General features: G+C 69.8%; 11 protein-coding genes and 1 riboswitch. Of the genes, 8 read left to right on the forward strand and 3 right to left on the reverse strand.

Annotated features, from left to right (window positions below; all coding sequences use genetic code 11):
- Nucleotides 1-124: 124 nt before the first annotated feature.
- From glyA to gcvT, 3 genes are all read right to left on the reverse strand, one after another.
- Nucleotides 125-1,387 carry a serine hydroxymethyltransferase gene (gene glyA / locus ACFW47_RS27565; protein ID WP_345633673.1) on the reverse strand — a complete coding sequence of 421 codons (1,263 nt, stop codon included), beginning with the start codon at nucleotides 1,385-1,387 and terminating at the stop codon, nucleotides 125-127.
- A gap of 15 nt (nucleotides 1,388-1,402) precedes the next feature.
- On the reverse strand, nucleotides 1,403-1,780 hold the full coding sequence (gcvH, locus tag ACFW47_RS27570) for a glycine cleavage system protein GcvH (RefSeq protein ID WP_345633676.1): 378 nt from the start codon (nucleotides 1,778-1,780) through the stop codon (nucleotides 1,403-1,405).
- Nucleotides 1,781-1,891: 111 nt separating this feature from the next.
- A complete protein-coding gene (gene gcvT / locus ACFW47_RS27575; protein WP_386307452.1) occupies nucleotides 1,892-3,010 on the reverse strand; it encodes a glycine cleavage system aminomethyltransferase GcvT in 1,119 nt (372 codons plus the stop codon).
- A gap of 159 nt (nucleotides 3,011-3,169) precedes the next feature.
- A riboswitch (glycine riboswitch) is annotated at nucleotides 3,170-3,263 on the reverse strand.
- Between the two features lie 179 nt (nucleotides 3,264-3,442).
- On the opposite strand from gcvT, the gene ACFW47_RS27580 reads away from it, so the two are divergent.
- The 8 genes from ACFW47_RS27580 (at nucleotide 3,443) to ACFW47_RS27615 (ending at nucleotide 12,688) form a co-directional block, all read left to right on the forward strand.
- A complete protein-coding gene (locus ACFW47_RS27580) occupies nucleotides 3,443-4,111 on the forward strand; it encodes an AAA family ATPase (protein WP_386284476.1) in 669 nt (222 codons plus the stop codon).
- Nucleotides 4,112-4,190: 79 nt separating this feature from the next.
- A complete protein-coding gene (locus ACFW47_RS27585; protein WP_386284478.1) occupies nucleotides 4,191-5,000 on the forward strand; it encodes an enhanced serine sensitivity protein SseB in 810 nt (269 codons plus the stop codon).
- A gap of 149 nt (nucleotides 5,001-5,149) precedes the next feature.
- Nucleotides 5,150-5,947: an enhanced serine sensitivity protein SseB C-terminal domain-containing protein gene (locus ACFW47_RS27590; protein WP_382716051.1), complete on the forward strand. Its 798-nt coding sequence runs from the start codon at nucleotides 5,150-5,152 to the stop codon at nucleotides 5,945-5,947.
- A gap of 315 nt (nucleotides 5,948-6,262) precedes the next feature.
- Nucleotides 6,263-7,270, forward strand: a complete 1,008-nt coding sequence (locus tag ACFW47_RS27595) for an ABC transporter permease (protein WP_386284482.1) — start codon at nucleotides 6,263-6,265, stop codon at nucleotides 7,268-7,270.
- Between the two features lie 70 nt (nucleotides 7,271-7,340).
- Nucleotides 7,341-9,140, forward strand: coding sequence for an ABC transporter substrate-binding protein (locus tag ACFW47_RS27600; protein ID WP_386284484.1), 1,800 nt, complete (start codon nucleotides 7,341-7,343; stop codon nucleotides 9,138-9,140).
- Between the two features lie 106 nt (nucleotides 9,141-9,246).
- A complete protein-coding gene (locus tag ACFW47_RS27605) occupies nucleotides 9,247-10,245 on the forward strand; it encodes an ABC transporter permease (RefSeq protein WP_073731677.1) in 999 nt (332 codons plus the stop codon).
- Complete coding sequence (locus ACFW47_RS27610; protein ID WP_386284487.1) at nucleotides 10,242-11,339, forward strand: ABC transporter ATP-binding protein; 1,098 nt, start codon at nucleotides 10,242-10,244, stop codon at nucleotides 11,337-11,339. Before ACFW47_RS27605 ends, ACFW47_RS27610 begins: the two co-directional genes overlap by 4 nt.
- Before the next feature lie 35 nt (nucleotides 11,340-11,374).
- Nucleotides 11,375-12,688, forward strand: coding sequence for an ABC transporter ATP-binding protein (locus ACFW47_RS27615; protein ID WP_386307453.1), 1,314 nt, complete (start codon nucleotides 11,375-11,377; stop codon nucleotides 12,686-12,688).
- The last annotated feature ends 18 nt before the right edge of the window (nucleotides 12,689-12,706 follow it).

The raw sequence follows: 12,706 nt of genomic DNA on the forward strand, positions 1-12,706 counted from the left end.
TTCTTTTTTTTGTTGGTGGTTTTTTTTTTTTTTTTTTTTTTGGGGGGGGGGGGGGGGGGGGGGGGGGGGGGGGGGCGGCGCCCCCCCCCCCCCCCCCCCCCCCACCCCCGCGCACGCGCGGTGTCTACTTGTTCAGACCCGGGTACAGCGGGTGCTTGTCGGCCAGGGCCTTCACCCGGGCCTTGAGGGCTTCGGCGTCGTAGGACGGCTTCAGCGCCTCGGCGATCACGTCCGCGACCTCGGCGAAGTCCTCGGCCGTGAAGCCGCGGGTCGCCAGGGCCGGCGTACCGATGCGCAGACCGGAGGTCACCATCGGCGGACGCGGGTCGTTCGGGACGGCGTTGCGGTTGACCGTGATGCCGACCTCGTGGAGACGGTCCTCGGCCTGCTGGCCGTCCAGCTCGGAGTCGCGCAGGTCGACCAGGACCAGGTGGACGTCCGTGCCGCCGGTCAGGACGGAGACGCCCGCCGCCTTCGCGTCGTCCCGCACCAGGCGCTCGGCGAGGATGCGGGCACCCTCCAGCGTACGGCCCTGGCGCTCCTTGAAGTCCTCGCTCGCGGCGACCTTGAAGGCGACGGCCTTCGCGGCCACCACGTGCTCCAGCGGGCCACCCTGCTGACCGGGGAAGACGGCGGAGTTGATCTTCTTGGCGAGCTCGGCAGTGGAGAGGATCACACCGCCGCGCGGGCCGCCCAGCGTCTTGTGTGTGGTGGTGGTCACGACGTGGGCGTGCGGGACCGGGTTCGGGTGCAGGCCCGCCGCGACCAGACCGGCGAAGTGCGCCATGTCGACCATCAGGTACGCGCCGACCTCGTCCGCGACCTTGCGGAACGCGGCGAAGTCCAGCTGCCTCGGGTACGCCGACCAGCCGGCCACGATCAGCTTCGGCTTGGTCTCCTTGGCGAGGCGCTCCACCTCGGCCATGTCGACCTGGCCGTCCTCGCCCACGTGGTAGGGGACGACGTTGTAGAGCTTGCCGGAGAAGTTGATCTTCATGCCGTGGGTCAGGTGCCCGCCGTGGGCGAGGTTCAGACCCATGATCGTGTCGCCCGGCTTGAGCAGCGCGAACATCGCCGCCGCGTTGGCCTGGGCGCCCGAGTGCGGCTGCACGTTGGCGTGCTCGGCGCCGAAGAGCGCCTTGACCCGGTCGATGGCGATCTGCTCGACCACGTCGACGTGCTCGCAGCCGCCGTAGTAGCGGCGGCCCGGGTAGCCCTCGGCGTACTTGTTGGTGAGGACCGAGCCCTGGGCCTCCATGACCGCGACCGGAGCGAAGTTCTCCGAGGCGATCATCTCCAGGGTGGACTGCTGGCGGTCCAGCTCGGCGTCGACGGCGGCGGCGACGTCGGGGTCGAGCTCGTGCAGGGGTGTGTTCAGAAGCGACATGCGGTCCGTGTCTCCTCAGCCGGCGGTGAAGGCGGTGTACTCGTCGGCCGAGAGCAGGTCGGCCGGCTCGTCGGTGACCCGCACCTTGAACAGCCAGCCGCCCTCGAAGGGCGCGGAGTTCACCAGCGACGGGTCGTTGACGACGTCCTCGTTGACCTCGGTGATCTCGCCGGAGACGGGGGAGTACAGGTCGGAGACCGACTTGGTGGACTCCAGTTCGCCGCAGGTCTCGCCCGCGGTCACCGAGTCGCCGACCTCGGGGAGCTGGACGAAGACGACGTCACCGAGCGCGTTGGCCGCGTGCTCCGTGATGCCGACCGTCGAGGCGCCGTCCTCGGCGGCCGACAGCCACTCGTGCTCCTTGCTGTAACGCAGCTGCTGGGGGTTGCTCATGGCCTGAATTCTCCTGTACGCGGGGGAGTGCTGATGAAGGGGGGGACTACGGAAACCGCTGGTGATCAGCGAGAACGTGCGCGGGACGGCGAAGGTCCCGCCGCCCAGTGTCTACTTCTGGCGCTTGTAGAACGGCAGCGCCACGACCTCGTACGGCTCGTGGCTGCCCCGGATGTCCACGCCGACACCCTCGGTGCCCGGCGCCGCGTGCGCGGGGTCGACGTACGCCATGGCGATCGGCTTGCCCAGCGTCGGGGACGGCGCGCCGGAGGTGACCTCGCCGACGACCTCGCCGCCGGCGACGACCTGGTACCCGGCGCGCGGGACCCGGCGGCCCTCGGCGACCAGGCCGACCAGGACGCGGGGCGGGTTCTGCTCGGCCCGGGAAGCGGCCTCGGTCAGCGCGGCGCGCCCCACGAAGTCGCCCTCCTTCTCGAACTTCACCACCCGGCCGAGCCCGGCGTCGAAGGGCGTCAGCTCGGTCGTCAGCTCGTGCCCGTACAGCGGCATGCCCGCCTCCAGGCGGAGCGTGTCCCGGCAGGACAGACCGCAGGGGACCAGCCCGGCGCCCTCGCCCGCCTTGGTCAGCGCCTGCCACAGCTCCACGGCGTGCTCGGGCTTCACGAACAGCTCGAAGCCGTCCTCGCCGGTGTAGCCGGTGCGCGCGATGAGCGCCGGGACGCCCGCGACGGTGCCGGGCAGCCCGGCGTAGTACTTCAGGCCGTCCAGGTCGGCGTCGGTGAGCGAGGCGAGGATGCCCGGGGACTCGGGCCCCTGCACCGCCAGCAGCGCGTACGCGTCCCGGTCGTCGCGCACCTCGGCGTCGAAGCCGGCGGCCCGCTCGGTCAGCGCGCCGAGCACCACCTGGGCGTTGGAGGCGTTGGCGACGACCATGTACTCGGTCTCGCCCAGCCGGTAGACGATCAGGTCGTCCAGGATGCCGCCGTCCTCGCGGCAGATCATGGTGTAGCGGGCGCGGCCCGGCTTCACGCTGCCGATGTTGCCGACCAGCGCGAAGTTCAGCAGGTCGGCGGCCTGGGGGCCGGTGACCGTGATCTCGCCCATGTGCGAGAGGTCGAAGAGCCCGGCCCGGGTACGCACCGCGACGTGCTCGTCGCGCTCGGAGCCGTAGCGCAGGGGCATGTCCCAGCCGGCGAAGTCGGTCATCGTCGCGCCCAGCGCGCGATGCGTGGCATCGAGCGCGGTACGGCGGAGTTCTGTGCTGCTCATCGGTCGGTCGTCTCCCAGGACAGGACGGCACGGGCGAGGTCGTTCCTCCCCATCTGTCATCGGAACCTGAGAGGTTCGCCACGACCACCGGAGTACGGCGATCAGGGCTTGCACCTTGGGTGGGGCCGCCGTCGGGGGCGGCCCGCTTTTCAGATGTGCCTCGCCCGCGCGGTAACGGTGCCTGAGAGATTCAAGGGAGGGACTTGCTCCTTCGGCGCCCCGGCGCGGCCGGGGACTCTCCCGCGCGGATTCAAACGGCCGGTATGCAGTTGGCGCCGCCATCATTGCACGCCCCGCCGATCCGTGGCAGACCGTGATCTGTAACCGGCCTGTGGCAGTAAGCGCACGAAAACGCGAGACCTGCGCATTACCTTCTCTTTACACTCGACGGGGATGGGAACTCGTGAACCGCCCCAGGGGAGGACGATCACGGTGAACAGGACCACGGCGTACGCCACCACCTCGGGTCTCGCGCTGCCCAAACAGCCCGTCGCCCCGGCCCCGGAGGCGTGCGCCGAACTGCCCGCACCCGTCGTCCGCGACCTGAGGGACCGCGGCGGCCGCAGCCCGCACGCCCTGCTCTTCGGACCCCGGGACCTGGTGGTGATCACCGGCCTGCCCGGCAGCGGCAAGTCCACGCTGATGGAGCGCACCGTACGCGGCCGGCGCATCGACTCCCAGGACACCCGCGACCGCTGGGACCGCCGCATGCCGCGCTTCCTGCCCTACGCCCTCTACCGCCCCCTCGTCCGCCTCGCCCACTACGCCGGACTGCGCGAGGCGCTGCGCTCCGGCGAGGGCGTCGTCGTGCACGACTGCGGCACCCAGTCCTGGGTGCGTGCCTGGCTGGCCCGCGAGGCCCGCCGCCGCGAGGGCACCCTGCACCTGCTGCTCCTCGACGTCGACGCCGACGAGGCGCTGGCCGGCCAGCGGGAGCGCGGCCGGGGCGTGTCGCGGTACGCGTTCCGGCGGCACCGGGCGGCCAACACCCGTCTGCTGCGCGCGGTGACCGAGGGCACCCTGCCCGCGGGCTGTACCTCGGCCGTCCTGCTGGACCGGGCCGCGGCCGACACCCTGCACCGGATCGCGTTCACCGGGTGACGCACCACAGGGCGGCGCACCCGAAAGGGTTAGCCTTTTCAGCCACAGCAGCGGTACCAGGCAGGCGGTAGGCGGACAGATGGACTTCCCGGCACAGGCGCACCCCCACCCGCACGGCGGATGGCCCGGCAACGAGCTGGAGGAGGTGCTGTCCGCCTCCCTCGGCGTCCCGTCGGCCGGCGGACGGATCGTGGAGGTGCTCGGCCGCAGCTTCCTGTGGATACCCCTGCCGAACGGCGGCGGCCCGCACAGCGGCCCCCTCGACCTGCCCTCGCTGGAGATCGACGGCCAGGCCTACGTCCCGGTGTTCAGCTCCGAGGAGCAGTTCCGCCAGGTCGCCGGCGCGCAGATGGCGTACACCATCGCCCCGGCCGTGGAGTTCGCCCGGGGCCTGCCCCCGCAGGTCGGCATCGCCGTCAACCCGGACGGCATGGTCGGCATCCCGCTGCCGCCGCCCGCCGTGGCCGAGCTGTGCCGGGCCGGCCGCACCCCGCTGGACGGGCCCGCGTCCGGCGGCCGGGTCCGTCTCTTCGAGCCGGACTGGCAGGACGACCCGGTGGACTTCCTGGCCGCCGCCTCCGCCGAGTTCGCCGCGACCGGCGTCGTCCGCACCGCCCGCCGCTGCATGGCCGCCATCGAGACCGCCGACCCGGTGGTCTTCGTGGGCGTCGAACTCACCCACTGGGAGGGCGACGCCCGCGCCCTCCCCCTGGACGCCCTCGGCCGGGCCCTCACCAAGGCCCCCTTGAAGACCCAGGTCAACCTGGTCCTCCTGGAGGCGGCCCAGGACCCGGTCTGCGACTGGATGCGGGCGAACGTTCTTCCCTTCTACAACCGCGACTTGTCATCACCGGGCAGGGAAACGCACCCCAGGGGCGCGGGGCTGTGACATATGCGGCTCCGCCGCGCGGGCGCGCCCAGCCACAACGCACCCGCACCCGCCAACGCACACGGCACCCCGAGCTCATAGGCGCCCCCCGCCCGGCGGAGCCTTAAGCTGGTTTCACAACCCGGGAACTTTTCGAAGGGGCGATACGCGTGAGCGCCAGCGGCACCACGACCGGACAGGTCGAGCACATGCTGCGCCAGGTGACCCCCGGGCGCTACGACGCCTACGAGGCCTTGCTCCGCGCGCTCGCCACCCCCACCTCCGGCCAGGTCTGGATGCTGCTCTGGCACGGCCAGGCCGGCTCCCCGGACGCCCAGTACGGGAACATGGAGGTCGACGGCTACGGGTACGCGCCCTGCGTCACCTCCGCCCAGGAACTGTCGGCCAGTGGCTGGAACCGGTCGTACGAGGTGGTCGACGGTCTGGAGGCGGCCCGCGCCCTCTACCCCGACCACTACGGCCTGTGGCTCAACCCGCACGCCCCCGGCGGCGGCGTCGGCATCCCCTGGCTCGACCTGCGCCGCATCGCCTCCGGCCTGGACCGCCAGCCCGCCGGCCCCCTGCGGCTGTCCGAACCCGCCATCGAGATCCCGCAGTTCTACGCCCTGCTCGCGCAGAACGCCCACCGCACACCCGCGGTCCGCGCGCTCCGCCGCGCCTGGGTGCAGCCGGCGCTCGGGGCGCCCTACCTCGCCATCGGTCTCGACGTGTACGACACCTCCCCGCCGGCCGTCGACGCGGTGCGCGCCATGATGCAGCAGTCGGTCGGCGCGGTCCCGGACGGGCTGCCCGTGTCGACCGTCGCGATGACCGACGCCCACGACCCGGTCGCCATGTGGCTGCGTGCCAACGCCCGCCCGTTCTACGACCGCGAGGCCCACGCGGCCGCCCCCGCACAGGCACCGGTGGGCGGGTACGGATACCCTCCGGCGCAGGGCCGGTACTGACCGCCCGGCGGCTCCTCCCGTCCGCGGTGGGCGGACATCTTCGCGCGTAGACGAGGACGTATGGCACCACTGTGCCGCCGATGCCCCAACTCGTCCGCGTCCGGCCCCCGTTACCCACTGTCCGGATAACGGAACACCTCGAACAGCATCACGGTTGCGCATCCATTCCCCGTCAAGTCTGGCTACAGATCGCCAAAGCGTTGAAGACTCCCGCACCAAGGGGTGGTTGTTCGCCCTTGTGTACGACGGACTGATCACGCCGCTACAGCGGCAAGTGCGGGCCGGCTACCGCCGGTTGAGAGGGGTCCCTGCCAGATGACGGCACCATTGCACGAGCCGACCGCGGAGGCGGCCCCGAGCGCGGCCGAGGAAGCGGCGGTTGCCGGCACCGAGGCCAAGGCGGTTCAGGGGCGTTCCCTCGGCCGCATCGCCTGGGAGCGCCTGAAGCGGGACAAGCTGGCCCTCGCGGGCGGCATCGTCGTGCTCTTCCTCATCGTCGTCGCGATCCTCGCGCCCCTGATCACCTCGCTCTACGGCCAGGACCCCAACGAGTTCCACGAGGACCTGATCGACCCGCTGTTCGGTACGCCCACCGGCTCCCTGGGGGGCATGAGCGGTGAGCACTGGCTGGGCGTCGAGCCGGTCAACGGCCGCGACATCTTCGCCCGCATCGTCCACGGCGCCCGGATCTCGCTGCTCGTCGGCTTCCTGTCCGCGATCGTGGCCGTGATCATCGGTACCGTCCTCGGCGTCCTGGCCGGCTTCTTCGGCGGCTGGGTCGACGCCCTCATCAGCCGGATCATGGACGGCCTGCTGGCCTTCCCGCAGCTGCTCTTCATCATCGCCCTGGTCTCGGTCATGCCGGACAGCATGCTCGGCCTCAGCGGCACCGGCGTCCGCCTGCTCATGATGATCCTGGTCATCGGCTTCTTCGGCTGGCCCTACATCGGCCGTGTGGTCCGCGGCCAGACCCTCTCCATGCGCGAGCGGGAGTACGTCGAGGCCGCCCGGTCCCTGGGCGCCGGACGCTTCTACATCCTGTTCAAGGAACTGCTGCCCAACCTGGTGGCGCCGATCATCGTCTACACGACGATGATGATCCCGACCAACATCCTCACCGAGGCCGCACTCAGCTTCCTGGGCGTGGGCGTCAAGCCGCCCACCTCGTCCTGGGGGCAGATGCTGTCGAGCGCGATCGACTACTACAAGTCGGATCCCATGTACATGGTGATCCCGGGTGTGGCGATCTTCATCACCGTTCTTGCCTTCAACCTCTTCGGTGACGGCGTACGCGACGCGCTGGACCCGAAGGGCTCCCGCTGACCTGCCGTTCCCCAAAGCGACCCGTGGCACCTGCACGGGGTCTCTCATCTAATCCGGAGGATCCGAGATCGTGACTACCCAACGCACCAAAGGGCGGCGCAAGCAGGCTTTGGCCGCTGCCGCAGTGGTCGCCGCGCTGCTGACCACGGCGGCGTGCGGCGGCGGAGGCGACGACAGCAACGGCGGCTCGAAGAACGGCGCGCCCGGCTTCGACGCGGCCAACAACAAGGTCGCCCAGGCCTCCGCGGCCAAGAAGGGCGGCACCCTGAAGTTCGCGAGCACGCAGGACGCCGACTCGTGGGACACCACGCGCGGCTACTACGGCTTCATGTGGAACTTCTCCCGCTACTACAGCCGCCAGCTCGTCACGAACAAGACCGAGCCGGGTTCGGCGGGCGCCGAGGTCACCCCCGACCTCGCCACCGGTCTCGCCAAGGTCTCCGACGACGGCAAGACGTACACGTACACCCTGCGTGACGGCGTCACCTGGGAGGACGGCAAGCCGATCACCTCCAAGGACGTCAAGTACGGCATCGAGCGCGTCTGGGCGCAGGACGTGCTGTCGGGCGGTCCGACGTACCTCAAGGAGGTGCTCGACCCCAAGGACGAGTACCCGGGTCCGTACAAGGACAAGTCCGCGGACAAGCTGGGTCTGAAGGCGATCGAGACGCCGGACGACAAGACCATCGTCTTCAAGCTGCCGAAGGCCAACTCGGACTTCGAGGAGATGCTGGCGCTGACCTCTGCGTCCCCGGTCCGCCAGGACAAGGACACCAAGTCCAAGTACGGCCTGCGCCCGTTCTCCTCGGGCCCGTACAAGTTCGAGTCCTACAACCCCGGCAAGGACCTCACCCTGGTCCGCAACACCGAGTGGAACCAGGAGTCGGACCCGGTCCGCAAGGCGTACCCGGACAAGATCACGATCAAGTTCTTCTCCAACGCCAACGACCTGGACGCCCGTCTCGTCGCGGGTGACTACGACCTGGACCTCGCCCAGACCGGTCTGTCCCCGCAGGGCCGCACCACCGCCCTGAAGGAGCACAAGGAGAACCTGGACAACCCGGTCTCCGGCTACATCCGCTACGCGACCTTCGCGACGAACGTGAAGCCGTTCGACAACATCCACTGCCGCAAGGCCATGATCTACGGCGCCGACCACGTCTCGCTGCAGACCGCGCGCGGCGGCCCGGTGGCCGGCGGTGACATCGGCACCAACATGCTGCCGCCGTCCGTCCCGGGTTCCGAGGGCCAGAAGTACGACCCGTACGAGATCGCCGGTGCCAACAAGAAGGGCAACGTCGAGAAGGCCAAGGAAGAGCTGAAGGCCTGCGGCCAGCCCAACGGCTTCAAGAGCAAGATCGCCGTCCGCAACAACAAGCCGGTCGAGGTTGCCACGGCCGAGTCGATGCAGGCGTCGCTGAAGAAGGTCGGCATCGACCTGGAGATCGAGCAGTACGACGGCTCGCAGTACGCCAGCGTCGTCGGCAGCCCCTCGAACGTGGCCAAGAAGGGCTACGGCGTCATCATCATGGGCTGGGGCCCGGACTTCCCGTCCGTCCAGGGCTACGGTCTGCCGCTGTGGCACAGCGACTACATCCTCGAGAGCGCCAACAACAACTTCGCGCTGATCAAGGACAAGGAGATCGACGGCCTGTTCGCCGACTACCTGACCGAGCTGGACGACGCCGGCAAGGCCAAGATCGCCACGGAGATCAACCACAAGGTGATGGAGGGCGCGTACTACCTGCCCTTCGTCTTCGAGAAGTTCATCAACTGGCGCTCGGACAACCTGGCGAACGTGTACACCACCGACGGCTACAGCGGTATGTACGACTTCGTCAACCTCGGTCTGAAGAACCCGAAGAAGTAACCGGCACACCCGCCGTACGGCACGAAAGGCAGGTGAAGGCCGGCGCGGCGTGACCGCGGGCCCGGGACGATCTCCCGGGCCCGCGGTCCGCGGCGGGCCGCACGCTGTGCTCGCTTACCTCATCAGGCGGCTGTTCGCCGCCGCAGTGATGCTGGTGGTCATCATCCTGGTGGTCTTCTGCATCTTCTTCCTCGTCCCCAAGTGGGCGGGCGTCGACATCGCCCTGAACTACGTGGGCAAGCAGGCCGGCCCCGACGCCGTCGAGGCCGTGCGGCAGAAGCTGAGCCTCGACGATCCGGTCGTCGTCCAGGCCTGGGAGTTCATCAAGGGCATCTTCGTGGGGCGCACCTACGCCTCCGGCGGCGACGTGACCAACTGCACCGCGCCGTGCTTCGGGTACTCCTTCAAGACCGAGCAGGCCGTCTGGCCGGTGCTGACCGAGCGTTTCCCGGTGACCCTGGCCCTCGCTCTCGGTGCCGCCGTGCTCTGGCTGATCTTCGGCCTCGCCGCCGGTGTGCTCTCCGCGCTCAAGCGGGGCACCCTGTGGGACCGCGGCGCGATGATCGTCGCGCTCGCGGGCGTCTCCCTCCCCATCTACTTCACCGGTCTGCTCAGCCTGGCGATCTTCTCCTACGGCCTGGGCTGGATCGACGGTGAGTTCGTGCCCCTGGAGGACAGTCTCACCGGCTGGCTCGGCGGCATGATCCTGCCCTGGGTCACCCTGGCCTTCCTCTACGCCGCGATGTACGCCCGGATCACCCGGGCCACCATGATGGAGATCCTCGGCGAGGACTACATCCGCACCGCGCGCGCCAAGGGCCTGAGGGAACCGGTCGTCATCCGCAAGCACGCCATGCGGTCGACGCTGACCCCGCTGCTCACCATGCTCGGCATGGACCTCGGCGCCCTCATGGGCGGCGCGATCCTCACCGAGACGACGTTCAGCCTCCCCGGTCTCGGCCAGAAGGTCCTGGACGCGATCCAGAACAACGACCTGCCGTTTATCCTGGGCGTCACCCTGATCACTTCTCTCGCGGTGCTGATCGCCAACCTCGTGGTGGACGTCCTGTACGCCGTGATCGACCCCCGAGTGAGGCTCGCATGACCGAACTCAGCAAGAGCGGAGCAGCCGTGGGCGAGCCCACCGGCAGCTCGCCCGCGCCGAACGCCTTCCTGGAAGTACGCGACCTGAAGGTGCACTTCCCGACCGACGACGGCCTGGTCAAGTCCGTCGACGGGCTCAGCTTCCAGCTGGAGCGGGGCAAGACCCTCGGCATCGTCGGGGAGTCCGGCTCCGGCAAGTCGGTGACCTCGCTCGGCATCATGGGCCTGCACACCGCCGGCCAGTACGGCAAGCGCAAGGCGCAGATCTCCGGCGAGATCTGGCTGGACGGCACCGAGCTGCTCTCCGCCGACCCGGACCACGTGCGCAAGCTGCGCGGCCGCGAGATGGCGATGATCTTCCAGGACCCGCTGTCCGCGCTGCACCCGTACTACACGATCGGGCAGCAGATCGTGGAGGCGTACCGCATCCACCACGACGTGGACAAGAAGACCGCCAAGCGCCGGGCGGTGGAGATGCTCGACCGCGTCGGCATCCCGCAGCCGGACAAGCGGGTGGACAGCTACCCGCACGAGTTCTCCGGCGGTATGCGCCAGCGCGCGATGATCGCGATGTCGCTGGTCAACAACCCCGAGCTGCTCATCGCGGACGAGCCGACCACCGCCCTGGACGTGACCGTCCAGGCGCAGATCCTCGACCTCATCCGGGACCTGCAGAAGGAGTTCGGCTCCGCGGTCATCGTCATCACCCACGACCTGGGCGTCGTCGCCGAGCTGGCCGACGACCTCCTGGTGATGTACGGCGGCCGGTGCGTCGAGCGGGGACCGGCGGAGAAGGTGTTCTACGAGCCCCGGCACCCCTACACCTGGGGCCTGCTCGGCTCGATGCCGCGGCTCGACCGCGACCAGCAGGAGCGCCTCATCCCGGTCAAGGGCTCCCCGCCCTCCCTGATCAACCTCCCGTCCGGCTGCGCCTTCAATCCGCGCTGCCCGTACGCCGACGTGCCCAAGGACGACGTCACCCGCACGGTCCGCCCCGAGCTGACCGAGGTCGGCAGCAAGCACTGGGCCGCCTGCCACATGTCGCAGGAACAGCGGGAGCGGATCTGGACCGAAGAGATTGCGCCGAAGCTGTGAGCGACGAAGCAAAGGCAAAGGCAGAGGACGAAGCGGTGACCATCCCCGCACAGAGCGACGGCTCGGCAGGCACTGCCACCCTCACCAAGGGCGCCGCCCGCGGCGAGACCCTGCTGAAGGTGACCGGGCTGCAGAAGCACTTCCCGATCAAGAAGGGCCTGCTGCAGCGCCAGGTCGGCGCGGTGCGCGCCGTCGACGGCATCGACTTCGAGGTCCGCTCCGGAGAAACCCTCGGTGTCGTGGGCGAGTCGGGCTGCGGCAAGTCGACCATGGGCCGGCTGATCACCCGGCTGCTGGAGCCGACGGCCGGCAAGGTCGAGTTCGAGGGCAAGGACATCACCCACCTCGGGGTCGGCGGCATGCGCCCGCTGCGCCGCGACGTGCAGATGATCTTCCAGGACCCGTACTCGTCGCTGAACCCGCGCCACACCATCGGCACCATCGTCAGCGCGCCCTTCAAGCTGCAGGGCGTCCAGCCCGAGGGCGGGGTGAAGAAGGAGGTCCAGCGGCTGCTGTCGGTGGTCGGTCTCAACCCCGAGCACTACAACCGCTACCCGCACGAATTCTCCGGCGGTCAGCGCCAGCGCATCGGCATCGCCCGCGCGCTCGCGCTCAACCCCAAGCTGGTCGTCGCCGACGAGCCGGTCTCCGCGCTCGACGTGTCGATCCAGGCCCAGGTCGTCAACCTCCTCGACGACCTCCAGCAGGAGCTGGGCCTGACGTACGTGATCATCGCGCACGACCTGTCCGTGGTCCGGCACGTCTCGGACCGCATCGCGGTGATGTACCTCGGCAAGATCATGGAGCTGGCCGACCGCGACCTGCTCTACAAGTCGCCGATGCACCCGTACACCAAGGCGCTGATGTCGGCGGTCCCGATCCCGGACCCGGCGCGGCGCGGCGCCAAGAGCGAGCGCATCCTGCTCAAGGGCGACGTGCCCTCGCCGATCTCCCCGCCGAGCGGCTGCCGCTTCCACACCCGGTGCTGGAAGGCGACGGAGGTCTGCAGGACGACCGAACCGCCGCTGAAGGAACTGCGGCCCGGTCAGCAGGTCGCCTGCCACCACCCGGAGAACTTCGAGGACCAGGCCCCGCAGGACGTCGTCCTGCTCTCCGACGCCAAGGAGGCGGTGGAGCTGGTGGCCGAGGACGCGCTCGCGGAGTCGGCCCGGACCTCGGCGGCGGTGGCCGCGGAGGTGGAGGCTCCGGAGGCCGAGGCTCCCGAGGCCGGGGACCCGGAGGCCGAGGCCCCCGGGACGGACCCGAAGGACGCCAAGGCCGGCAAGGACGCCGGGGACGGCAAGGACGCCGAGGACGCCGACGAGGAGCCTCCCGCCAAGAAGAAGTGACCCCGCGGCCCCCTGCCG

Origin of the sequence: Streptomyces sp. NPDC058796 (genome assembly GCF_042745235.1) — a bacterium.
GTDB lineage: Bacteria > Actinomycetota > Actinomycetes > Streptomycetales > Streptomycetaceae > Streptomyces.

What these genes read in the sequence shown, in the direction of transcription:
- gcvH (WP_345633676.1), bottom strand. Translation starts at nt 1,780, where the DNA reads ATGAGCAACCCCCAGCAGCTGCGTTACAGCAAGGAGCACGAGTGGCTG.
- gcvT (WP_386307452.1), bottom strand. Translation starts at nt 3,010, where the DNA reads ATGAGCAGCACAGAACTCCGCCGTACCGCGCTCGATGCCACGCATCGC.
- ACFW47_RS27610 (WP_386284487.1), top strand. Translation starts at nt 10,242, where the DNA reads ATGACCGAACTCAGCAAGAGCGGAGCAGCCGTGGGCGAGCCCACCGGC.
- ACFW47_RS27585 (WP_386284478.1), top strand. Translation starts at nt 4,191, where the DNA reads ATGGACTTCCCGGCACAGGCGCACCCCCACCCGCACGGCGGATGGCCC.
- glyA (WP_345633673.1), bottom strand. Translation starts at nt 1,387, where the DNA reads ATGTCGCTTCTGAACACACCCCTGCACGAGCTCGACCCCGACGTCGCC.
- ACFW47_RS27595 (WP_386284482.1), top strand. Translation starts at nt 6,263, where the DNA reads ATGACGGCACCATTGCACGAGCCGACCGCGGAGGCGGCCCCGAGCGCG.